The 21,425-nt window shown below is 68.8% G+C and carries 22 protein-coding genes; 14 read left to right on the forward strand and 8 right to left on the reverse strand.

Annotated features, from left to right (window positions below):
* Positions 1-76: 76 nt before the first annotated feature.
* The gene (locus tag AD72_RS09765) at positions 77-1,873 is read left to right on the forward strand and encodes an Hsp70 family protein (RefSeq protein WP_031466123.1); all 1,797 of its coding nucleotides are present in this window, start codon (positions 77-79) and stop codon (positions 1,871-1,873) included.
* Between the two features lie 10 nt (positions 1,874-1,883).
* Positions 1,884-2,078, forward strand: coding sequence for a DUF3046 domain-containing protein (locus AD72_RS09770; RefSeq protein ID WP_026196818.1), 195 nt, complete (start codon positions 1,884-1,886; stop codon positions 2,076-2,078).
* Here the strand turns inward: AD72_RS09770 and AD72_RS09775 are convergent.
* Together AD72_RS09775 and AD72_RS09780 are read right to left on the reverse strand one after the other, a co-directional pair.
* Entirely contained in the window at positions 2,075-2,824 is a 750-nt protein-coding gene (locus AD72_RS09775) for a GNAT family N-acetyltransferase (RefSeq protein WP_031466124.1), read from the reverse strand. The two genes, AD72_RS09770 and AD72_RS09775, sit on opposite strands and share 4 nt — an antisense overlap.
* Positions 2,825-2,872: 48 nt before the next feature.
* Positions 2,873-3,382: a pyridoxamine 5'-phosphate oxidase family protein gene (locus tag AD72_RS09780; protein WP_031466125.1), complete on the reverse strand. Its 510-nt coding sequence runs from the start codon at positions 3,380-3,382 to the stop codon at positions 2,873-2,875.
* A 242-nt stretch (positions 3,383-3,624) separates the two neighbouring features.
* On the opposite strand from AD72_RS09780, the gene recA reads away from it, so the two are divergent.
* The 6 genes from recA (at position 3,625) to AD72_RS09810 (ending at position 9,337) form a co-directional block, all read left to right on the forward strand.
* A complete protein-coding gene (gene recA, locus AD72_RS09785; protein WP_031466126.1) occupies positions 3,625-4,668 on the forward strand; it encodes a recombinase RecA in 1,044 nt (347 codons plus the stop codon).
* A gap of 3 nt (positions 4,669-4,671) precedes the next feature.
* A complete protein-coding gene (locus AD72_RS09790) occupies positions 4,672-5,205 on the forward strand; it encodes a regulatory protein RecX (RefSeq protein WP_051898354.1) in 534 nt (177 codons plus the stop codon).
* A gap of 180 nt (positions 5,206-5,385) precedes the next feature.
* Positions 5,386-5,664, forward strand: coding sequence for a hypothetical protein (locus tag AD72_RS09795; RefSeq protein ID WP_031466128.1), 279 nt, complete (start codon positions 5,386-5,388; stop codon positions 5,662-5,664).
* Between the two features lie 139 nt (positions 5,665-5,803).
* Complete coding sequence (locus tag AD72_RS09800; protein ID WP_031466129.1) at positions 5,804-6,637, forward strand: hypothetical protein; 834 nt, start codon at positions 5,804-5,806, stop codon at positions 6,635-6,637.
* A gap of 38 nt (positions 6,638-6,675) precedes the next feature.
* Positions 6,676-8,580: a fumarate reductase/succinate dehydrogenase flavoprotein subunit gene (locus tag AD72_RS09805; RefSeq protein WP_031466130.1), complete on the forward strand. Its 1,905-nt coding sequence runs from the start codon at positions 6,676-6,678 to the stop codon at positions 8,578-8,580.
* A 1-nt stretch (position 8,581) separates the two neighbouring features.
* The gene (locus AD72_RS09810) at positions 8,582-9,337 is read left to right on the forward strand and encodes a succinate dehydrogenase/fumarate reductase iron-sulfur subunit (protein ID WP_031466131.1); all 756 of its coding nucleotides are present in this window, start codon (positions 8,582-8,584) and stop codon (positions 9,335-9,337) included.
* A gap of 39 nt (positions 9,338-9,376) precedes the next feature.
* Here the strand turns inward: AD72_RS09810 and AD72_RS09815 are convergent, their stop codons facing one another.
* Genes AD72_RS09815 through AD72_RS09830 form a run of 4 tightly spaced genes read right to left on the reverse strand, consistent with a single transcriptional unit; the run spans position 9,377 to position 12,637 of the window.
* Positions 9,377-10,291 (reverse strand): amino acid ABC transporter permease, encoded by a 915-nt coding sequence (locus AD72_RS09815; protein ID WP_037345267.1) that lies wholly within the window; start codon positions 10,289-10,291, stop codon positions 9,377-9,379.
* Positions 10,288-10,935, reverse strand: a complete 648-nt coding sequence (locus AD72_RS09820; protein WP_031466133.1) for an amino acid ABC transporter permease — start codon at positions 10,933-10,935, stop codon at positions 10,288-10,290. Before AD72_RS09820 ends, AD72_RS09815 begins: the two co-directional genes overlap by 4 nt.
* 10 nt (positions 10,936-10,945) lie before the next feature.
* A complete protein-coding gene (locus tag AD72_RS09825; RefSeq protein WP_031466134.1) occupies positions 10,946-11,860 on the reverse strand; it encodes a glutamate ABC transporter substrate-binding protein in 915 nt (304 codons plus the stop codon).
* A 48-nt stretch (positions 11,861-11,908) separates the two neighbouring features.
* Positions 11,909-12,637 (reverse strand): amino acid ABC transporter ATP-binding protein, encoded by a 729-nt coding sequence (locus AD72_RS09830; RefSeq protein ID WP_197284916.1) that lies wholly within the window; start codon positions 12,635-12,637, stop codon positions 11,909-11,911.
* Between the two features lie 300 nt (positions 12,638-12,937).
* Between AD72_RS09830 and AD72_RS09835 the strand changes: the two genes are divergently transcribed.
* Both AD72_RS09835 and AD72_RS09840 read left to right on the forward strand, forming a co-directional pair.
* Positions 12,938-13,621: a response regulator transcription factor gene (locus tag AD72_RS09835; RefSeq protein WP_031466136.1), complete on the forward strand. Its 684-nt coding sequence runs from the start codon at positions 12,938-12,940 to the stop codon at positions 13,619-13,621.
* A 2-nt stretch (positions 13,622-13,623) separates the two neighbouring features.
* A complete protein-coding gene (locus AD72_RS09840; RefSeq protein WP_031466137.1) occupies positions 13,624-15,036 on the forward strand; it encodes a sensor histidine kinase in 1,413 nt (470 codons plus the stop codon).
* On the opposite strand, the gene AD72_RS09845 is transcribed toward AD72_RS09840, so the two are convergent.
* Complete coding sequence (locus tag AD72_RS09845; protein ID WP_031466138.1) at positions 15,015-15,971, reverse strand: TAXI family TRAP transporter solute-binding subunit; 957 nt, start codon at positions 15,969-15,971, stop codon at positions 15,015-15,017. The genes AD72_RS09840 and AD72_RS09845 overlap by 22 nt on opposite strands.
* A gap of 81 nt (positions 15,972-16,052) precedes the next feature.
* On the opposite strand from AD72_RS09845, the gene miaB reads away from it, so the two are divergent.
* Positions 16,053-17,507 carry a tRNA (N6-isopentenyl adenosine(37)-C2)-methylthiotransferase MiaB gene (miaB, locus tag AD72_RS09850; RefSeq protein ID WP_031466139.1) on the forward strand — a complete coding sequence of 485 codons (1,455 nt, stop codon included), beginning with the start codon at positions 16,053-16,055 and terminating at the stop codon, positions 17,505-17,507.
* The gene (locus AD72_RS09855; protein WP_156365120.1) at positions 17,504-18,016 is read left to right on the forward strand and encodes an Rv2732c family membrane protein; all 513 of its coding nucleotides are present in this window, start codon (positions 17,504-17,506) and stop codon (positions 18,014-18,016) included. Before miaB ends, AD72_RS09855 begins: the two co-directional genes overlap by 4 nt.
* Here AD72_RS09855 and AD72_RS09860 read toward each other — a convergent pair.
* Positions 18,013-19,410 carry a DUF349 domain-containing protein gene (locus AD72_RS09860; protein WP_082468834.1) on the reverse strand — a complete coding sequence of 466 codons (1,398 nt, stop codon included), beginning with the start codon at positions 19,408-19,410 and terminating at the stop codon, positions 18,013-18,015. The genes AD72_RS09855 and AD72_RS09860 overlap by 4 nt on opposite strands.
* 161 nt (positions 19,411-19,571) lie before the next feature.
* Here AD72_RS09860 and miaA point away from each other — a divergent pair, with 161 nt between their 5' ends.
* Complete coding sequence (gene miaA / locus AD72_RS09865) at positions 19,572-20,483, forward strand: tRNA (adenosine(37)-N6)-dimethylallyltransferase MiaA (RefSeq protein WP_031466142.1); 912 nt, start codon at positions 19,572-19,574, stop codon at positions 20,481-20,483.
* Complete coding sequence (dapF, locus tag AD72_RS09870; protein WP_082468835.1) at positions 20,480-21,313, forward strand: diaminopimelate epimerase; 834 nt, start codon at positions 20,480-20,482, stop codon at positions 21,311-21,313. The genes miaA and dapF overlap by 4 nt, the downstream gene beginning before the upstream one ends.
* The last annotated feature ends 112 nt before the right edge of the window (positions 21,314-21,425 follow it).

Here is a 21,425-nt window from a genome sequence, read left to right on the forward strand (position 1 = left end):
GGGCACATACCCCGGACCGGGGCTTGACATGGCACGATCACCTCGAAACAGCTGGGTGTGCGAACGAGGGAGAGCTGTGCACGTCCTATCGGTTGACCTCGGTACGTCGAACACGGTCGCGGTACTCGCCGCGCACGGCAGGCAGCCGCGCGTGGTCGAGATCGACGGTTCGGCGACCATGCCGTCCGCGGTGTTCGCCGCCGAGGACGGATCCCTCGTGGTCGGCAAGGACGCCGAACGCCGGGCGCGGCTCGATCCCTCCCGGTTCGAACCGAACCCGAAGCGGCGCGTCGACGAGCAGCAGTTGCTGCTGGGTGACCGGGTGATCACCGTGATCGACGCGCTCGCCGCGGTGCTCTACCGGGTCGGTGAGGAGACCGTGCGCCAGCTCGGCGGGCAGCGCCCGGACGAGGTCCGGCTCACCCATCCCGCGCAGTGGGGCGAGCTGCGCCGTGCCGCGCTGGTACGGGCCGCGCGGGCAGCGGGGCTCGGGCACAACCTGCTGCTGGTTCCCGAGCCGGTCGCGGCCGCCGCGCACTTCGCGTCCTTTCCCGGCAAAGCGCTCGCTCCCGGCCAGGCGCTCGCCGTCTACGACCTCGGGGCGGGGACCTTCGACTGCGCGGTGGTCGGCGCCACCCAGAACGGGTACTCGGTGCTCGCCGAGGCCGGGCTCCCCGATCTCGGCGGGCTGGACGTGGACCAGGCGCTGTTCGAACACGTCGGCAGGCAGATCTCGCAGTACGATCCGGCGCGCTGGCAGCGGTTGATCCGCCCGCAGGAGACCGCCGACCGGCGGGCCCAGCGCGCGCTGCGGGAGGACGTGAAGGCCGCGAAGGAGGCCCTTTCCCGGCACCCGCAGGCGGATGTGCCGATGCCCGAACCCTTCGAGGATGTGCTCGTCACCCGCCCGGAACTGGAATCGCTGATCCGGCCGAGCATGCTGCGCAGTGTCGAGCTGCTCGCCGCAACCGTGCGCGGTGCGGGCTTCGACCCCAACCGGCTCGCCGGGATCTACCTCGTCGGCGGATCGAGCAGGATTCCGCTCGTGGCCACCCTGATCGGGGAATCGCTGCACGTGGTGGCCACCAGCCTGGACCAGCCGGAGACCGCGGTGGCGCTCGGCGCGCACCATGTCTCGCGCGAGGGGATCGCCGGCCGCACCCAGGACTATCCGCGCCACGCCCCCGCACCCTGGCCGGCACCGCAGCAGCCGCAACACCCCGGCCCACCGCAGCAGCCCGGTTTCCCGCCCGGACACCCCGGCGGGCCACCGCAGGCGTTCCCGCAGCCGAATCCCGGGTACCAGCAGGCTCCCGCGCCGGCGCAGCCCGCGGCCAGGCGCCGTCCCGGCAATCGCACCCTGATCGGCGCCGGTGCGGCCCTCGTGGTCGTGGCCGCGCTCGTGGTGGGCGGGCTGTTCCTGTTCGACGGCTCGGGCAAGACCGTCGACGCGGCCGAATGCGGAAACCTCGGTGCGCAGCGGGACAGCGAGGGATTCACCGACTGCCTGCGCCAGCTCGCCGGGGGCATCGGCGGGCAGGGCAGCTGCAATTCGGCGCAGGGCAAGAATCCTGCCCCGATCGCGGTGACCTGCCGGGTCGATTCCGGGGCCCACACGCTCAGCTACTACCAGGGCAGCGACACCCCGGAGGTACCGGACGGGCCGAGCGGGGACAACAAGGAGATCACCGCCAAGTGGCAGGGCAACGGGCTCACCGGCGACTACACCGCGGGCAACGACGAGTCGGGCAAGGCCGTGCTCGAATTCAGCGTCCAGGGAAGGCCGATCGCGGGCAAGGTCGTCGCGGGTGCGGACAAGGATCCGAACAAGCTCGCCGACTACTTCGAACAAGAGGTCATGCCGGGCAGCTAAGCTGTATCCGATGAGGATGACGGTCTTCCGGGGATTGATGGCAGGCGAATTCGGCACCGCGCGCGCGGAGCTGCTCGCCGATTCGCACGTGTTCGCCGAACTCGGTGGTCGCACCATCGATCAGGCCCTGGACAACGGTTACGACCCGAAACAGGTGTGGCGCACGGTGTGCGAGACCTTCGCCATCCCCAAGGAACGCCGCTAGATCGTGAACGGGATCGTCGTGGCCAGCCGGGTGAACCCGGTGCGCGCGAGGATCGGTTCGGAATCCGGGGAACAGTCCGAGTACAGATAGCGGTAGCCACGTGCCGCGGCAAGGGCGGCCCGGTGCGCGACGAGTGCCCGATACGCCCCGCGGCCGCGGAATCCCGGAAGTGTCCCGCCGCCCCACAGGCTCGCGAATCCGGTGCCCGCGTGGAATTCGATCCGGCCACCGCACGCCGGTTCCCCGTCCACCAGCGCGAGCACCAGGGCCAGGTTCCCGGCACGCACCCCGGCCAGCAGCCGCTCGCGCATCGCGGCGTGCCGGGTGTGGCCGAATGCGCCCCGCTGCACGGAAAGCAGCCGTTCGTATCCGGTTTCCTCGGTGACGGCACGGATTTCCACCCCGGCCGGGGTGTACGGGGCCAGCAGTTCGGTCTCGGCCAGCATGAAGGCCTCGGGCTCCTCGGCGCGCAATCCGGCCGCGCGCAACCGCTCGGGCAGATCCACGGGCCGGTCGTGGGAGTAGTACTTCCACTCGCCGCCGTGTTCGGCGAGCCAGCGCGCCTCCCCGGCGATCACCTTCCCGGGGTCCCCGCCGCCGTCGTAGTACAGCACCGCCGGCGGGGCCTGCGCGGGCAGATAGCGGACCGTGTGCGCGGTGCGCTCGACCCGGTCCCCGGGCTGCTCGAGCGCCGGATCGAGGCGCAACCGGGCATCGAACTCGGCGAGTACCGCTGCGGTGTCCATGGGCTCACCGCAGCAGGAACCGGTCCGCGCGGCAACGGAATTTCCCGCTCACCAGCGCCAGCGCGTGTGGCTCGCGATGCCCCTGCCGAATCCGTACGCGGTCTCCGTGCCGATCCGGTACACCTCGGCCACGCCGTCGCCGGGATGCCGGAACGCCCCTTCGCGCACCGTGAACCGCCAGTCCTCGCCGTACTTCGCCACGTAGTCCTCGGCGAGCGAGCACAGCAACCCGTGCCCGGTCACCCGCTCCGCGGGGCCGTTCAGCATGACGTCGAACCCGCTCTCGAAGTCCCCGCCGCCGACGGTGAGCACGCAGTGCGGATTGACGGCCAGATTGCGGGCCTTCTGCTCCTCCGGCCCGGTCGCGAAATGCGCGGCCCCGTCCCGCAGCACGAACAGCACCGGGGTCACGTGCGGACGGCCGTCCCCGCGTACGGTGGACAGTCGGGCCAGCGTGCTCCTGTGCAGGTGTTCGAGCGCGTCCGGCCAGCTCACCGCCGTGCTGCCGGGATCGCTGTAGCGCCGGTCCAGTTCGGTGACCGGGGTGTTCGCGGGCATGGGGACCTCCGTCGTCGGCGGGTTTCGTTCCGGTACCCGGTTCGACTCGGCGACCCGCGCAACCTCATCGGCGTGTCCTGTTCGCTTCGAACAGGTGTTCGTCTATTGTGTTGTCCACAGCGGTACCCGGTATCCACAGATTCGCGGGCCGCCCTTGGATTGTCGGTCCTTGGTCGTAGCTTGGGCACGACAGCACGAACCGGAACAGAACAGACCTCGGACAAGGCAGGTGGTGGCTCACCATGGCACCGGCAGCACCCGACAAGGGCAAAGCGCTCGACCTCGCGATGTCGCAGATCGAGAAGCAGTACGGCAAGGGCTCGGTCATGCGGCTCGGCGAGGGAAGCAAAGCCCCCGTCGAGGTCATCCCGACCGGAGCCATCGCGCTCGACGTGGCGCTCGGTATCGGCGGCCTCCCGCGCGGGCGGGTCGTCGAGGTATACGGACCGGAATCCTCCGGTAAGACGACCGTCGCGCTGCACGCGGTGGCCAACGCGCAGGCCGCGGGCGGGATCGCGGCGTTCGTGGACGCCGAGCACGCGCTCGACCCGGAGTACGCCAAGAAGCTCGGCGTGGACACCGATGCGCTGCTGGTCTCCCAGCCGGACACCGGGGAACAGGCGCTGGAGATCGCGGACATGCTGATCCGCTCCGGCGCACTGGACATCCTGGTCATCGACTCGGTCGCCGCGCTCGTACCCCGCGCGGAGATCGAGGGCGAGATGGGGGACTCGCACGTCGGTCTGCAGGCTCGGCTGATGAGCCAGGCGCTGCGCAAGATCACCGGTGCGCTGAACAACTCGGGCACCACCGCGGTCTTCATCAACCAGCTGCGCGAGAAGGTCGGCGTCATGTTCGGCAGCCCGGAGACCACCACCGGTGGTAAGGCACTGAAGTTCTACGCCTCGGTGCGGCTCGACGTGCGCCGGATCGAGACCCTCAAGGACGGCGGGGAGCCGGTCGGCAACCGCACCAGGGTCAAGGTGGTCAAGAACAAGGTGGCCCCGCCGTTCAAGCAGGCCGAGTTCGACATCCTCTACGGGCACGGTGTTTCCCGCGAGGGTTCGCTGATCGACATGGGGGTCGAGCAGGGCATCCTGCGCAAGTCCGGTGCCTGGTACACCTACGAGGGAGACCAGCTCGGGCAGGGCAAGGAGAACGCCCGCAAGTTCCTCAAGGAGAACCCGGACATCGCCGACGAGGTGGAGAAGAAGATCAAGGAAGCACTCGGGATCGGCGCCCAGCTCGACGCCGACGAGACCGAGCCCGCTCCCGTCGACTTCTGATCCGTGGCGGGCAAGAAGGAGATCCTCGATCCCTACGCGGCCGCGCGGGACACCTGCTATCGCCTGCTCGCCACACGTCAGCGCAGCACCAAGGAACTCCGGGATGCCCTGCTGCGCAAGGGGATCGACGAGGACACGGTCACGGATGTGCTCGCCAAGTTCGAGAAGGCCGGACTCGTCGACGATGCCGCCTTCGCGGAGAGCTGGGCGCGCTCCCGGCACGCCGGGTCCGGCCTGGCCCGTAGTGCCGTGCGTGCCGAACTCCAGCAGCGCGGTATCGACGCCGAGCTCGCGGCGGAGGCGGCCGGGCAGATCGGCGAGGACGAGGAGCAGCAGCGCGCGCGGGAGATCGTGCGCAAGAAGCTGCGCGGTTCCTCCGGGGTCGCCGCGACCCCGGAGGAGACGGTGAAACTGCAGCGCCGCCTCGTCGGGGCCCTCGCGCGCAAGGGGTACCCGGCCGGAACCGCGTACCGCATCGTTCGCGAGGAACTCGGTGACCGGGCCGCGAACCTGGCCGATGCCGAAGAGATCGACTAGGCGCACGTTCGGCGAAGCGGGAAACACACACTTCGCACTCCTGCGGGTACTGTGATGGATAGCACAGTCTTGATCTACGATGTGTTACTTGTCACAACGACGGTGGCAAGGCACAGTCACAGACACCAGCCGCCGGGCACGACGTGGTGGCCGGCGATGGACCAGCGGGAGGAGTGGGTTATGTCGAGCACGGACATCACCAGACTGCACGAGACGATCGGTCAACTCCGGGCTTGTGTGGGCAGTTTGCGCAGTCAGCTCGGCGACTCGCCTGGGGTGCGCAGGCTCTATAACGATCTCGAACGCCTCGACATCGACGCCAGCGAAGTGGCCGGACCGCGCGGCCGGGTGCGCCCGGTTCCCGAGCAGGAACGGGTCCGTATCTCCGACACCCCGTACGACCCGGACCTCTGGGCCGACGCGGACGACGAGGGTGTCGGAGGCAGCAGGGTCAAGTAGCTTCGCGGGCGGCAACTGGGTATGGTTCGGTATTCCCCCACCAAGGACGGTGGGGGATACTTAACCGATTGGTGCGTACTAGCATCGATAAAACCGGTGAAACGGGACGGAATTCAATGAAGAATTCAGTGGTGCCGCGATGACCGCAAACGTGTCGGAGACGCCGAGTGCACCGTTACCCGAATCCGCGGAACGCGCGGGGCGGGCCCAGCTACCCGGAAAGACACTGCGAACCGATCGATGGTGGTTGCAACCGACCCTGACCGTGGCCGGGCTCGCGGTGTTCGTGATCTACGCGGGCGTGCGCGCTTTCATGGGCGCGTATTACTGGGTTCCCGCCTACCACTATCTGACGCCGTTCTATTCGCCGTGCACCACGGCCTCGTGTGCTCCCGGATCGCAGCATCTCGGCACCTGGTTCGGCGAATTCCCGGGCTGGCTGCCGTACGGGATCATCGCGCTTCCCTTCCTGCTCGTGTTCCGGCTGACCTGCTACTACTACCGCAAGGCTTACTACCGTTCGGTGTGGTTCTCGCCGCCGGCCTGCGCGGTCGCCGAGCCGCGTGCCAAGTACACCGGTGAGACCCGGTTCCCGCTGATCGTGCAGAACGTGCACCGCTACTTCTTCTACGTCGCGGCCCTGCTCGCCCTGCTGAACACCTACGACGCGATCATGGCCTTCCATTCCCCGAGCGGATTCGGATTCGGCCTCGGTAACCTGATTCTGCTGCTGAACGTCGTCATGTTGTGGGCGTACACGCTTTCCTGTCATTCCTGCAGGCATGCCACGGGCGGGCGATTGCGGCATTTCTCGAAACACCCGGTCCGCTATTGGTTGTGGACTCAGGTTTCGAAGCTGAACACGCGCCATATGCAATTCGCCTGGATCACCATCGGGACCCTCATCCTGGCCGATTTGTACGTGATGCTCGTTTCCGCGGGCGCGTTTCCCGATCCCCGATTCGTCGGCTGAACGGACCGGATCCCGATTCCGGACGACAAGGAGTTCTCGTGGCAGAGGTCGAACGACTGCCCTACGACGTCGTCGTGATCGGCGCGGGCGGAGCTGGCCTGCGCGCGGTCATCGAGGCACGCCAGCGCGGGCACCGGGTCGCCGTGGTGTGCAAGTCGTTGTTCGGCAAGGCACACACCGTGATGGCCGAAGGTGGCTGCGCGGCCTCGATGGGCAATGTCAACGACAACGACAACTGGCAGGTGCATTTCCGCGACACCATGCGCGGCGGGAAGTTCCTGAACAACTGGCGGATGGCCGAGCTGCACGCCAAGGAGGCGCCCGACCGGGTGTGGGAGCTGGAAACCTACGGCGCGCTGTTCGATCGCACCGCCGACGGGCGGATCAGCCAGCGCAACTTCGGCGGGCACACCTACCCGAGGCTCGCGCACGTCGGGGACCGCACCGGGCTCGAACTGATCCGCACGATGCAGCAGAAAGTCGTTTCGCTGCAACAGGAAGACCACGCGGCTACCGGCGACTACGAGGCCAACATCAAGGTGTTCGCGGAATGTACGGTCACCGAGCTGTTCACCGAAGGGGACCGGGTGACCGGGGCGCTGGCGTACTGGCGCGAGTCCGGCCGGTTCGTGGTGTTCGAAGCGCCCTCGATCGTGCTCGCCACCGGCGGCATCGGCAAATCCTTCCAGGTGACATCGAACTCCTGGGAGTACACCGGGGACGGGCACGCGCTGGCCGCGCGGGCGGGCGCCTCGCTGATCAACATGGAGTTCGTGCAGTTCCACCCGACCGGCATGGTGTGGCCGCCATCGGTGAAGGGGATCCTGGTCACCGAGGGCGTGCGCGGGGACGGCGGAGTGCTGCGCAACGCCGAGGGCAAGCGGTTCATGTTCGACTACGTGCCCGAGGTGTTCAAGGGGCAGTACGCGGAGAGCGAGGAGGAGGCGGATCGCTGGTACGCCGACCAGAACGCGAACCGCCGCACCCCGGATCTGCTCCCGCGCGATGAGGTGGCCCGCGCGATCAACGCCGAAGTGAAGGCCGGCCGGGGGTCCCCGCACGGCGGGGTGTTCCTGGACATCGCGAGCCGGATGTCGGCCGAGGAGATCAAACGGCGGCTGCCCTCGATGTACCACCAGTTCAAGGAACTCGCGGATGTGGACATCACCGCCGAACCGATGGAGGTCGGGCCCACCTGCCACTACGTGATGGGCGGGATCGAGGTGGATCCCGATTCCGGGGCGGCGGCCGGGGTCCGCGGCCTGTTCGCCGCGGGGGAGTGCTCCGGCGGGATGCACGGTTCGAACCGGCTCGGCGGCAACTCCCTTTCCGATCTGCTCGTGTTCGGCCGCAGGGCGGGACTCGGCGCGGCGAACTACGTCGAATCCGGGGCCGGGCACACCGGGATTCCCCAGGCCGAGGTGGATGCGGCGATGGAGCGTGCGCTCGCCCCGCTGACCGCCGAACAGGGGGAGAATCCCTACACCGTGCACGCCGAGCTGCAACAGACGATGAACGAGCTCGTCGGGATCATCCGCACCGAGGCCGAGATCGCCGACGCGGTCGGAAAACTCGAGACCTTCAAGCAGCGCGTCGCCGGCGTGTCCGTGAGCGGGGTGCGCGAGTTCAACCCCGGCTGGCATCTCGCGCTCGATCTGCGCAACATGCTGCTGGTCAGCGAATGCGTGGCGCGCGCGGCACTCGAACGCACCGAGAGCAGGGGAGGGCACACCCGGGAGGACTATCCGGGAATGCGCGCACCCTGGCGCAACCAGCTCATCCGGTGTCTCTACACCGGGGAAGGGGTACGGCTGCACAAGGCCGATCAGGTCCCGATGCGCACGGACCTGCTCGAGCTGTTCGAGTACGAGGAACTGCAGAAGTACTTCACCGAGGAAGAACTCACCGGGCTCGCTACCGGCGCGACCACCGGGAAGGAGTGACATGGCCTACGATGCGCGGTTCAAGGTCTGGCGCGGCGACGCGGAATCCGGTCAGCTGTGCGATTTCACCGTCGAGGTCAACGAGGGTGAGGTGGTGCTGGACATCATCCACCGGCTGCAGGCCACCCAGGCCCCGGACCTCGCCGTGCGGTGGAACTGCAAGGCGGGCAAGTGCGGTTCGTGTTCGGCGGAGATCAACGGTCATCCCCGGTTGATGTGCATGACCCGGATGTCCACCTTCACCGAGGACGAGACCATCACCGTCACCCCGATGCGGACCTTCCCGGTGATCCGCGATCTGGTCACCGATGTGTCGTTCAACTACGAGAAGGCCCGTGAGGTCCCCTCGTTCACCCCGCCGGAGGGGGTGGCCGCGGGCGAGTACCGCATGGCGCAGGTCGATGTGCAGCGCTCCCAGGAGTTCCGCAAGTGCATCGAATGTTTCCTGTGCCAGAACACCTGCCACGTGGTGCGCGATCACGAGGACAACAAGCGCTCGTTCGCCGGGCCGCGGTTCCTGATGCGGGTCGCCGAGCTGGAGATGCATCCGCTCGACGCGGCCGACCGGGTCCCCGCGGCACAGGAAGAGCACGGGCTCGGCTACTGCAACATCACCAAGTGCTGCACCGAGGTGTGCCCCGAGGGCATCCACATCACCGACAACGCGCTCATCCCGATGAAGGAACGCGTCGCCGACCGCAAATACGATCCGATCGTGTGGCTGGGCAACAAACTGTTCCGCCGGGACAAGCGCTGACCTCGCTGCCGCGCCCCGCAGGACGCGGCAGCGAAGCGGTCACTGCTTCTTGTCGTGCTGGATTCCGCCGCTGACCTCGGTTCCCGAGGCGAGGGCGATCTGCTCGACCTGTTCGGCTTCCGGGCCCTCCAGGACCACGCGCTTCTTGCTGCGCCGGTTGCGCTTCTCCAGGTAGGTGGCCAGCCAGGACAGCAGCAGGCACATCACGACATAGATCGCGGCCACCGAGATCGCCGAGGGCACCGCGGGCTGCCCGAACTCGAGCTGCCCGCCGATGGCCTGGCGGAAGTAGTAGAGCAGCTCCTGGAACAGCACGAGCGAACCGAGTGCGGTGTCCTTGAGTAGCACCACCAGCTGGCTGATGATCGTGGGCAGCATCGCGCGCAGCGCCTGCGGGAGCAGGATCAGCAGCATCACCCGGGTCTTGCGCATACCGAGTGCGTACGCCGCCTCGGACTGCCCGTGCGGCACCGCGAGGATCCCGGCCCGGAAGATCTCGGCCAGCACCGAACCGTTGTAGAGCATCAGGCTCACCACGACCGCGACGAACGGACTGAAACCCGCTCCGAAGCTGTTGAACCCGAAGTAGAACATGAACATCAGCACGAGCAGCGGGATCGCCCGGAACAGTTCCACGATGAAGCTCGCCGGGATCCGTACCCACCGATGCTCGGAGAGCCGCCCCGCCGCGAGCAGCGCGCCGAACACCAGGGCCAGCACCGCTCCGACCGCGAATGCCTCGAGCGTGGTCAGCAGCGCGGACAGGATCCCGAGCTGAATCTGCTGGTACTCCAGCCAGCTCCACAGTTCCGGATCGAACTGTCCGCTGGCCGCCAGCCGGTAGATGACGAACCCGAGGATGCCGAGGATGACGATCGTGCCGATCACGCCGTACAGGGCATGCCGTGCCCGCGCCTTGGGGCCGGGCAGATCGGTGAGCACGCTTGCACTCATCGCGCAACCCTCCATCGTTTCTCCAGCACTCGCTGGGTGACCAGCAGCGGCGTGACCAGGATGATGAACGCCAGCGCCACCCAGCACAGCGCGATCATCGTGTTGTACCCGCGCTCGTTGAGCGTGGTGTACACCAGACCGAGCTCGCTGACCGAGAACCCGGCCGCGACCGTGGTGTTCTTCAGCAGCGCGTTGAGCTGGTTGATCAACGGCGGTACCACCGAACGGATCGCCTGGGGCAGCACGATGTTCGCCAGCGACTGGCCGAAGGAGAGCCCGACGGCGCGGGCAGCCTCCGCCTGTCCGAGATCCACGGTGTTGATCCCGGACCGGATCACCTCGCAGATGAACGGGGCGGTGTAGACGATCAGCGCGATCACCGCGGACACGAACGGATCGATATTGGCGATCTGCAGCACCGGCAGCCCGAACAGGAACAGCAGGAACAGGACCGTGAGCGGCGTGTTGATCACGATGGTGACGAACACGGTCCCGAACCCGCGCAGTACGGGAACCGGCGAGACGCGCATGATCGCGAGGATTCCCCCGAGAATCAGCGCGCCGATCGCCGAGAACACGAACAGCAGCACGGTGTTCAGTAACGCACTGCCGTAGACGTCGAGGTTATCGGTGAGAACATTCATCGACGACGAATCAGTACCGTTCGATGGTCGGCTTCTGCGGAGCGGGCGAGCCGGACTTGCCGAGGGTGCCGTCGTAGAACTTCTGCCAGTCCCCGTCGTCCAGCGCCTTCTGCAGGTAGTCGTCCAGCTTCCCGCGCAGCACCTTGTCGTCCTTGTTCAGGCCGACCCCGTAGGGCTCCTTGGTGAACGTCTTGCCGACCACCTTGAACAGGTTCGACTGCTGGGCGGCGTACCCCTTGAGGATGGCGTCGTCCGTGGTGACCGCGTCCACCTGCTTGTTCTGCAGCATCTTCACGCAGTCGGAGTACTTGTCCTGTTCACGGACCTCCTTGGCGAGGTTCTTCTCCTTGACGTTCTGGATCGGCGTGGACCCCTTCGCCGAGCAGACCGTCTTGTCCTTCAGCGACTCCGGACCCTTGATGCTGTTGTCGTCCTTGCGCACCAACAGGTCCTGGCCCGCGACGAAGTACGGACCGGCGAAGCTGACCTGCTGCTTGCGCTTGTCGTTGATGGTGTAGGTACCGACGTAGAAGTCGACGTCGCCGTTGCTGATGGCGGCTTCCCGGCCCGCGGACTGCACCTGCTTGTAGACGATCTTGTCCGGCCCGTAGCCGAGCTGAGCGGCCAGGTAGTTCGCGATGTCGATGTCGAAACCGGTGAACTTCTGGCTCACCGAGTCCTTGTAACCAAGGCCCGGCTGGTCGTCCTTGACCCCGATGGTGATCTTGCCGTTCTGCTTGATCCGGTCGAAGGTGGGCGAGCCGGTGATGTTCACGTCCTTGGCCACCTGCATCTGCGGCGGCGGCTCGATGGTGCTCTTACCGCCTTCGCCGCCCTGGCCGGGGGCACCCGGTTTACCGCAGGCGGCGAGTGAGAGGGCAAGCCCGCCGACCAGGGTTGCCGTGGCGATATTGCGGATTCTCATGGGGTTGCTCCTTGTCGCTGGCCGGTTTTCGGCCGATTCGGGGGATCGCTAGTGGTGCAGGATTTTGCCGAGGAAGTCCTTGGCGCGGTCGGAGCTCGGCGCGGTGAAGAATTCCTCGGGGGAGGTGTCCTCGACGATCTCGCCGTCGGCCATGAACACCACGCGGTGCGCGGCCTTGCGCGCGAAGCCCATTTCGTGGGTGACGACGAGCATCGTCATGCCGTCCTCGGCCAGCCCGGTCATCACGTCGAGCACCTCGTTGACCATCTCCGGGTCGAGCGCGGAGGTCGGCTCGTCGAACATCATCACCTTCGGGCGCATGGCCAGCGCGCGGGCGATCGCGGCGCGCTGCTGCTGGCCGCCGGAGAGCTGCGCGGGGTACTTCTCCGCCTGATTGGCGATGCCGACCCGGTCGAGCAGTTCCATCGCGGTCTTGCGGGCCTGCTCGGCGGCCGTCTTGCGCACCTTGACCGGCCCCAGGGTCACGTTCTCCACGATCGTCTTGTGCGCGAAGAGATTGAACGACTGGAACACCATGCCCACCTCGGAGCGCAGCGCGGCGAGCGCCTTGCCCTCCTCGGGAAGGCGGTTCCCGTCGACCTCGATCAGGCCGGAGTCGATCGGCTCGAGCCGGTTCACCGTGCGACACAGCGTCGACTTCCCGGAGCCGGAGGGACCGATGACCACGACGACCTGACCGGACGGTATCTCGAGGTTGATGTCCTTGAGCACATGCAGGTCGCCGAAGTGCTTGTCAACACCGGCGAACTTGATCATTGGCGGCGCGTCGGGGGCAGCCGTCATCGAATCTCCTACTCGCTTGCTGGCACCGGCTCGTGTCGGAGCTGCCGTATCGGGGGTGTGGCCAGGGAGGATCAGGGTTCTTCCCCTCTGTCCGGGGACGAAACCTAGCGGTCGCGCCCGGGTTCGTAAAGCGCAGCGGCGCGGGCCCCTGGTTGCAACTCGATCACACCACCGAGTGGCTAACCTACCGTAATCAGCCGGATGCCGCAGGATACTGGACACGTCTGTGAGGATGAGACTAACCACGAGGAGTGACCCCGGGGGAGGTATCTGGTGCGGGTGCTCTTGGTCGAGGACGATGACCGGGTGGCGGACGCACTGATGCCGGTGCTCACCAAACGGGGGTTCGAACTGGGCCGGCTCGACTCGGGGAAATGGGCCGCCAGCCTGGCCGCGCAGTTCGATGTGGTGCTGCTCGATCTGGGGCTGCCCGATGTCGACGGTTTCGAACTGTGCCGCCGGATCCGGGCCCGGTCATCGGTGGTGATCATCGTGGTCTCCGCGCGTGCCGAGGTCGGCGACCGGATCAACGCGCTGCAGTCGGGCGCGGACGACTACCTGGTCAAGCCGTACGACGTCGGCGAGCTCGTGGCACGCATCGAAGCGGTCTCCCGGCGCGCCGAACCGCGGACCTCCGGCGCCGCGCCCGCGGCACTGGTGCGGTTCGCGGGCGGGGCGGTCGAGGTGGACGTGGAGCGGCACGAGGTGCGGGTGCACGGGAGGCCGATCACCTTGTCCCGCAAGGAATTCCAGATCCTCGCACTGATCGTGCGGGCCCAGGGGGCGGTGTGCTCACGGGAGCGGATCCTCGCGCAGGTGTGGGGACGGAGCTGGCCGGGCGCGCACCGAACGCTGGACGTGCACATCGCCACGCTGCGCACGAAACTGGATCTGCCCACCTTCATCCAGACGGTACGCGGTGTGGGGTACCGGTTGTCCGCAGAGTACCTTGAGTAGCCGTGCGAACCCGGTTGGTCGCCATCTTCATGCTGCTCGGCGGGCTGATCGTGATCGCGCTCGGCATACCGCTCGGCACGGTCGTGTCCTACTCGACGGGGCAGCGGCTCTTCCTCGACCGGGCCACCGATACCGAGCGGTTCGCCTCCGAGGCCGCGCGGGCACTGTACGCGAACCGTCCGGCGCTGCTCCGGTCGAGCATGGACCGCTTCCGTGAGGTCTACGGGATCCGGGTCGCGGTCGTGGACATCGAGTACAAGCTGGTCGCCTCCGGGGGCGGGATCCGCCTCGACGACCCCGAGGTGCGCACCGCGTTCGACGAGGCGGTCGCCGGGAACACCCACCGGGACGAAGAGCTGATCACGCCCTGGTCCCCGCGCACCTTCCGCACCTCGGAGCGGGTCCTCGTCGACGGTGAGCCCCGGGGCGCGGTGATCATGGAGTCGCCGACCTATCCGGCGCGCATGCACGTGCTGCGTTACTGGCTGCTCATCCTGCTCGGCGGGCTGCTGTTCCTGGGTATCGCGGAGCTTCTCTCGATCCCGCTCGCCCGGTGGTTCCTGCGCCCGGTCCGGCGGATGGACGCGGCGACCGTGGAGTACACCGCCGCCGTGCTGGCCGGGCGCCCGCTCTCGGACACCGGGGTCGGCGGCGGCCCACCGGAGTTGCGCAGGCTCGCCGACTCGGTGTTCACCATGGCCGAGGCCCTGGCCAAGGCCATGCACGCGCAGCGTGAGTTCGTCGCCGATGCCTCGCACCAGCTGCGCAACCCCCTGACCGCGCTGCAGCTGCGGCTGGTCGCCATGCGCGAGGCGCTGCCCGAGGAGGACCTGCCCGCCGCGGACGCGGCGGCCGCCGAGATCGAACGGCTGAGCAGGACCCTCGACGATCTGCTCGTGATGGCCCGCGCCGAACAGGACTCCGGCACCCCGGAACCGGTCCGGGTCGGCGCCGTGTTCGAGGCCCGGATCGCGGCCTGGCGCGCCGCGGCACAGGCGAGCTCGGTGAACCTGCGCGGTTCGTGTGCCACCGAGGCAAGCGTGCGGGTGCACCGGGACGGCCTGGACATCGCGCTGGACGCGCTGCTGGACAACGCGGTGAAGTTCACCGAACCGGGTACCGAGGTGGAACTCGCCGCCTGGGAGGAGTCCGGGCCCGAGGCCGCGGTAGTGGTCATCGAGGTGCGCGACCACGGCCCCGGACTGCGGGCGGGGGAACTCGAACGGGCCACCGACCGGTTCTGGCGCTCCCGCAGGGACCAGAACGTGGCCGGGTCCGGGCTCGGGCTCGCGATCGTGGAACGGCTGGTGCGCCGGTCCCAGGGCACCATCGAGGTGCGCAACCGCGCCGAGGGGGGACTGGTGGTGCGGCTGACGCTGCCCGCTTCCGGAGATCAGTCCTTGGTCGAGCGGTAGTACGACACCGCGCCCGGATGGAGCGGGACCGTTCCGGTGTCCACGGCTGTGGTCTTGTCCAGTGCGGCGGCCATCGGCATCCGGGCCGTGATGTCCGAACGTCCCTCGAAGAGCGCGTCGAGCAGTGCGGCGGCCAGTTCGTCCGGCATCCGTTCCGAGGCGAGCAGATAGTTCGGCACCTGGACCGACTCCACCCGGGGCTGGCCGGGTCCGTAGGTCCCGGCGGGCACGGTGAACGGCTGGTACAGGCTGGGCCCGCTGAGCAGCCGTTCGGTGATGTTCCCGAGATCGAGGACGCGCAGCGGATGCCGCCTGCTCGCCTGTTCGGCGGCGGGCAGCGGGAGCCCGTCCACGGCGCACAGCGCGTCGATCTCACCGCTGAACAGCGCGTCGAGCACCTGCCGCAACGGTAGCGAGACCGCGGTGAAGGACTCCCCGTCCACCAGGCCCGCCGCCGCGAGTGCCCGCGCGGTGACCGGGATGGGCCGCTGGTTCGGGATCGAGGTGCACACCCGTTTGCCGCGCAGGTCCGTCAGTCGCCGGTACGGCGCCTGCGCGGGCACGAAAACCTGGGCGACATCGCTGTACATCCGCCCGAGGGCAAGCGGCCGCTCGGCGAACCGGATCCGGTCCTGGTGCGCTTGTTCCAGCAGGTCGGAGCTCTGCATGGCCAGATCGGGGCGACCCGAGGCGAGCAATCGCACCGATGGATAGGCGCCGGGGGAGGACAGCATCGCTGGGGTCGGCAGGTCGAGCCGGCGCCGCCACTGTCCGGCGAGCAGCGCGGCGAACCGGGCCCAGAGCCCGCCCTCGGGACCGACGGCGAAGCGCAGCCGGGTTCCGGCGAACCGGGACCCGCATCCCGCGGCCGCGCCGAGCGTGCCCGCGGTCCCCAGCAGGAACGCCCGCCGTCCGAGTGGGCCGCCACCGCTCACCTGATCGCCCCCTCCTGTCCTCGGTCGGCTGTCCGCGGGTTCTACCCTGGAGAGGGCAGGCACACGGGAAAAGGGAAACAGGTGCGTACCTACCAGATCAAGACGTACGGGTGCCAGATGAACGTGCACGACTCCGAGCGGCTCGCCGGGATGCTGGAGAGCGCGGGGTACGTGGCCAGCGACACGGACCCGGACGTCGTCGTGCTCAACACCTGCGCGGTACGGGAGAACGCGGACAACAAGCTCTACGGCAACCTCGGCCACCTCGCCCCGCACAAGCGGGAGCGCCCGGGCATGCAGATCGCCGTCGGCGGCTGCCTCGCGCAGAAGGACCGCGGCGAGATCGTGCGCCGCGCCCCGTGGGTGGACGTGGTGTTCGGCACGCACAACATCGGCTCGCTGCCCACCCTGCTCGAACGGGCGCGGCACAACGAGACCGCGCAGGTGGAGATCGCCGAATCGCTCGAGGTGTTCCCCTCCACGCTGCCGGCCAGGCGTGACTCGGCGTACTCGGGCTGGGTGTCCATCTCGGTCGGCTGCAACAACACCTGCACCTTCTGCATCGTACCCTCGCTGCGCGGCAAGGAGGTGGACCGGCGGCCGGGGGAGATCCTTGCCGAGGTCGGCGCGCTCGTGGACGAGGGCGTGCTCGAGGTGACCCTGCTCGGGCAGAACGTGAACGCCTACGGGGTCGAGTTCGGGGACCGCTACGCCTTCGCCAAGCTGCTGCGCTCCTGCGGGGAGATCGACGGACTCGAGCGGGTGCGGTTCACCTCGCCGCATCCGCGGGACTTCACCGACGACGTGATCGCGGCGATGGCCGAGACCCCGAACGTCTGCCACCAGCTGCACATGCCGTTGCAGTCCGGTTCGGACTCCGTGCTGCGCGCGATGCGCCGCTCCTACCGCTCCGCGCGGTACCTGTCCATCGTGGACAAGGTGCGGGACGCGATGCCGGACGCGGCCCTGACCACGGACATCATCGTCGGCTTCCCGGGTGAGACCGAGGAGGACTTCGAGGCCACCCTCGAGGTGGTGCGGCAGGCCCGGTTCGCCAAGGCGTTCACCTTCCAGTACTCGAAACGTCCCGGAACCCCGGCCGCGGAGCTGCCCGGCCAGGTGCCCCCGGAGGTCGTCGCGGAGCGCTACCAGCGGCTGACCGCGCTGCAGGACGAGATCTCGCTCGCGGAGAACCACAAGCTGGTCGGCAGCACGCTCGAGCTCCTGGTCGCCGACGGGGAGGGCCGCAAGGACGGCGCGACCCACCGGATGAGCGGCCGGGCGAGGGACGGGCGGCTGGTGCACTTCAACCCGGACGGAGCCGCCGTGCGCGCCGGCGATGTGGTCGAGGTGCGGGTGGACAAGGCCGCGCCGCATCACCTGATCGCCGACCATGCGCCGCTCGGTCACCGGCGCACCAGGGCGGGGGACAACAGCGAACTCGGCAAACGGCCGAAAACCGATGGCGTCAGCCTCGGCCTGCCCTCCTTCGGCAGGCCCGAACCGATGCCCCAGATCCAGGGATGCGGGCGATGAACGACGACCAGGCACTGGACCGGCTCGGCAAGGAGATCGACGAGGTCGGTGAACGGACCCGGCACCAGTTCGATCCGGGACCGCGGGCGCTGTTCATCGCGGTCGCCGTGCTCGTGCTGCTCGTCTCGGTCGCACTGCCGTTCGTCTCCGGACGCTACGGCTGGCAGGTGCTCTCCGGGGAGGACAGCGTCTTCGGCGCGGCGGGCATCGTGCCGACCGTGTTCCTGGTGCTCGCGCTCGTGTTCGGCGCGGGCGGCTCGCTGCTCGCGCTCGCCATGCGCCGCTACGGGGCGGCCTGGGTGACCTCGCTCGGTTGTGACCTCGCGGTGGTCGCCGGGGCACTGGCGGTGTGGTCCCAGCAGACCAGCGCCACCAAGGCGGCGGGTCCGGGGCCGGGTCCCGGCCAGATCATCGCGCTCATCGCGGTGATCGTGCTCGCCGTGCTGTGGGCGGGCATCACCTGGGCACGGCGCCCGGACGATCCCCGCCGCCGGGACGACACCGGTTAACGGTCGGCCACCGCATTCTGCGCGGTGGTCAGCCACTCCCGCCACTGGGCGGCCTGCTCCTCGGCCTTGCGCGCGCGCCGCTCGTCACCGGCCGCGCGTGCCTTGCGGGCCTGTTCCTCGAACTGGGCGACTCGTTCGGCGAACTGCTCGGCGCGCGCCTGCGCCTCCGGATCGGTGCGCCGCCACGAGGCCTGCTCGGCCGAGCGGACCCGCTCCTCGACGGCCTTGAACCGGTTCTCCAGCTCGCGCATCCGGTCCCGTGGCACCTTGCCGATCGAGTCCCAGCGTTCCTGCAGTTTGCGCAGCGCCGCCTTGGCCGCGTCGAGACCGTGCTGCGGGTCGATCGACTCGGCTTCGGTGAGCAGTTCCTCCTTGTGCTTGGCGTTCTCCGCGAACTCCGCGTCCCGCTCGGAGAACGCCTGGCTGCGCGCGCCGAAGAAGGTGTCCTGCGCGGCGCGGAACCGCTTCCACAGCGCGTCCTCGGCGTTCTTGTGCGCCGCGCCCGCGGCCTTCCACTCGCTCATCAGCTCGCGGAACTTCGCGGCCGTCGCGCCCCAGTCGGTCGAGTCGGCGAGCGCCTCGGCCTCCTCGACCAGTTCGGCCTTGCGCTGCTTGGCGCTGCCCCGCTGCTTGTCGAGCTCGGCGAAGTGCGCGCCGCGGCGCCGGTTGAACGACTCGCGCGCCTTGGCGAACCGCTTCCACAGCGCGTCGTCGGTCTTGCGGTCGACGCCCTTGACGGTCTTCCACTCGTCGAGGATCGCGCGCAGCCGGTCCCCGTCGGCCTTCCACTGGGTGGAATCGGCCCCGATCCGCTCCGCCTCGGTGAGCAGCTCCTCCTTGCGCGCGATGGCCTCGGCCCTGGCCACCTCGCGATGCCGCTTGGCCTCCTGCTGTTCGACCTCGGCGTGCGCGAGGACAGCGTCGATACGGGCCCGCAGCGCGGCGATGTCCCCGACCACGGCGGCCTCGGCGAGCGAGTCGAGCAGATGCCGGGCGCTCGTGGCCGCCTGCTTGGTGTCCCCGCTTCCCGAGGAGACCCGCGCGTGCAGCAGCTCGACCTCGGTGCGCAGATCGTCGAACCGGCGGGCGAAGTGCGCGAGCCCTTCCTCCGGTGATCCCGCCTGCCAGGAACCGACCTCGTGCTCGCCCTCGGGACCGAACACGTACACCACGCCCTCGGCGTCCACCCGCCCCCAGCGGGACGGCTGCGTGCTCGCCGCGGGAACCGGGGAATCCGGCTCGGCGTGCTCCTCGCCCGCGGGCTTGGCTACCGGCGGGTGCGGCTTCTTACCCAGCGCTGCCGGGGTCGGGATCCCGGGCTTCGGACCCGGCTTCGGTGGCTTGGGGAGCGCTGCGGCCTGGGTCTCGTTCTCGGTCGGGTCGTGCTCGGTCACTGCAGGCTCCTTCTCGTGCGCCAGCCTCGTGGCGGGCGGCCCCCGCGGGGTTCGCGGGGACGTGCGGACCGGTTCGTTCTCGGTCCGCGTGGTTGTGTGCGTGTGCGTATTGAAACAGGTCAGCGCGTACGGAGAAAGTCAGAACGGTACCGTCGCCAGTCGTGACTACGCCAGCGCAAACACCGGTGGCGATCGTCGGGCCGACCGCGACGGGGAAATCGGATCTGGCGATCGAGCTCGCCGCCCGGTTCGAGGGGGAGATCGTCAACGCCGACGCCATGCAGCTGTACCGGGGCATGGACATCGGCACCGCGAAGGTCCCCCCGGAGCAGCGCCGGGGGATCCGGCACCACCAGCTGGACGTGCTGGAGGTGAGCGAGACCGCCTCGGTGGCCGCGTATCAACGGCACGCCCGCGCCGCGGTGGAGTCGGTGCTGGCCGCCGGACGGGTTCCGGTGATCGTGGGCGGCTCCGGTCTGTACGTGCGCGCGATCCTGGACGAGCTCGAGTTCCCCGGCACCGATCCGGCCATCCGGGAACGGCTGCACGCGCAGGCCGACCGGGAGGGCACCCCGGCGATGTACGAGCGGCTGCGGACGTACGACCCGGTGTCCGCGGCCGAGATCCTGCCCAGCAACACCCGCCGGATCGTGCGTGCTCTCGAGGTCTTCGAACTGACCGGGCGCCCGTTCTCGGCGAGCATGCCGAAACCGGGACCCGCGCGCTACGGGGCCACGCTCATCGGGCTGGACCGCGAGGTCGACGAGCTCGACGAACGCGTGGACGCGCGGGTCGGGCACATGTTCGCCGCCGGGCTGGTCGAAGAGACCGGGGAACTGTGCACCCAAGGGCTGCGCGAGGGACTCACCGCGTCCAGGGCACTCGGCTACCGGCAGGTGCTGGAGTACTTCGACGGGACCCGGACCCTGGACGAGGCGCGGGAGGAGACCGCACGGGCCACCCGGCGGTTCGTGCGCAGGCAGCGTTCCTGGTTCCGCAGGGACAAGCGGGTGCGCTGGTTCGACGCGGGGAGTGCCGGGCTGCTCGAGCGGGTTCTAGACTCGGTGCCGTGAGTGAGTTGAACGTCCGATTCTGCAAGGGACACGGCACCGAGAACGACTTCGTGGTGCTGCCCGATCCGGCCGGTGAGCTCGCGCTGACCCCCTCGCTGGTGCGCGCGCTGTGCGACCGGAGGGCCGGGATCGGCGCGGACGGGGTGCTGCGCGTGGTGCGCTGCGCAGCGGCCGAGGACGCGCCGTCCGGGGTGGACGGATGGTTCATGGACTACCGCAACGCGGACGGTTCGCTCGCCGAGATGTGCGGGAACGGTGCCCGGGTGTTCGCCCGTTACCTCGTGGAGAACGGCTGGCAGCAGCGCGGGGCGTTCACCGTGCACACCCGTGCGGGTGCGCGCCCCGTCGAGGTGCACCAGGACGGCTCGGTCACCGTCGCGATGGGGCCCGCGCGCGTTCACGACGAGTCCGCGGCTACCGTGCACGGGGTGAAGTACCCGGGCAGCGCGGTCGACGTGGGCAACCCGCACCTGGTGTGCCTGACCGAGGTCCCGGTCGCCGATATCGACCTGTGGGCCGCGCCGGAGTTCGACGGGGTGCTGTTCCCGAACGGCGTGAACGTGGAGTTCGTGAACCGGCTCGCGCCCGACCGGCTGCGGATGCGGGTGTACGAGCGCGGTTCGGGGGAGACCCGCTCCTGTGGCACGGGCACCGTGGCGTCCGCGGCGGCCGCGCTGCACGCCGAGAGCGTGGCCACGGGCACGGTCACCGTCGAGGTCCCCGGTGGCCGGGTCACGGTCGGGATCACCGAGGACGGCAGCAGCCTCACCGGTCCGGCGGTGCTCGTCGGCTCCGGTGTGCTCGATCCCCAGTGGTGGGCGGCACACTGAGCCGTGTTGGTAGACACCGATCCGACCTCCGGTCAGCCGACCCTCGTATCCGCTGAGGATTCTCAGCTGTCGAAGTCGGCTCACCTCCGTTCTCCTTGGTAAATCGCTCGAC

The organism is Sciscionella sediminilitoris, from assembly GCF_000737195.2.
In the GTDB taxonomy this organism is placed as follows: domain Bacteria; phylum Actinomycetota; class Actinomycetes; order Mycobacteriales; family Pseudonocardiaceae; genus Sciscionella; species Sciscionella sediminilitoris.

Coding starts and splice junctions, on each gene's coding strand:
- AD72_RS09770 (WP_026196818.1), top strand. CDS start 1,884: ATGAGGATGACGGTCTTCCGGGGATTGATGGCAGGCGAATTCGGCACC.
- AD72_RS09775 (WP_031466124.1), bottom strand. CDS start 2,824: ATGGACACCGCAGCGGTACTCGCCGAGTTCGATGCCCGGTTGCGCCTC.
- AD72_RS09780 (WP_031466125.1), bottom strand. CDS start 3,382: ATGCCCGCGAACACCCCGGTCACCGAACTGGACCGGCGCTACAGCGAT.
- recA (WP_031466126.1), top strand. CDS start 3,625: ATGGCACCGGCAGCACCCGACAAGGGCAAAGCGCTCGACCTCGCGATG.
- AD72_RS09795 (WP_031466128.1), top strand. CDS start 5,386: ATGTCGAGCACGGACATCACCAGACTGCACGAGACGATCGGTCAACTC.
- AD72_RS09800 (WP_031466129.1), top strand. CDS start 5,804: ATGACCGCAAACGTGTCGGAGACGCCGAGTGCACCGTTACCCGAATCC.
- AD72_RS09810 (WP_031466131.1), top strand. CDS start 8,582: ATGGCCTACGATGCGCGGTTCAAGGTCTGGCGCGGCGACGCGGAATCC.
- AD72_RS09815 (WP_037345267.1), bottom strand. CDS start 10,291: ATGAGTGCAAGCGTGCTCACCGATCTGCCCGGCCCCAAGGCGCGGGCA.
- AD72_RS09820 (WP_031466133.1), bottom strand. CDS start 10,935: ATGAATGTTCTCACCGATAACCTCGACGTCTACGGCAGTGCGTTACTG.
- AD72_RS09825 (WP_031466134.1), bottom strand. CDS start 11,860: ATGAGAATCCGCAATATCGCCACGGCAACCCTGGTCGGCGGGCTTGCC.
- AD72_RS09830 (WP_197284916.1), bottom strand. CDS start 12,637: ATGATCAAGTTCGCCGGTGTTGACAAGCACTTCGGCGACCTGCATGTG.
- AD72_RS09855 (WP_156365120.1), top strand. CDS start 17,504: ATGAACGACGACCAGGCACTGGACCGGCTCGGCAAGGAGATCGACGAG.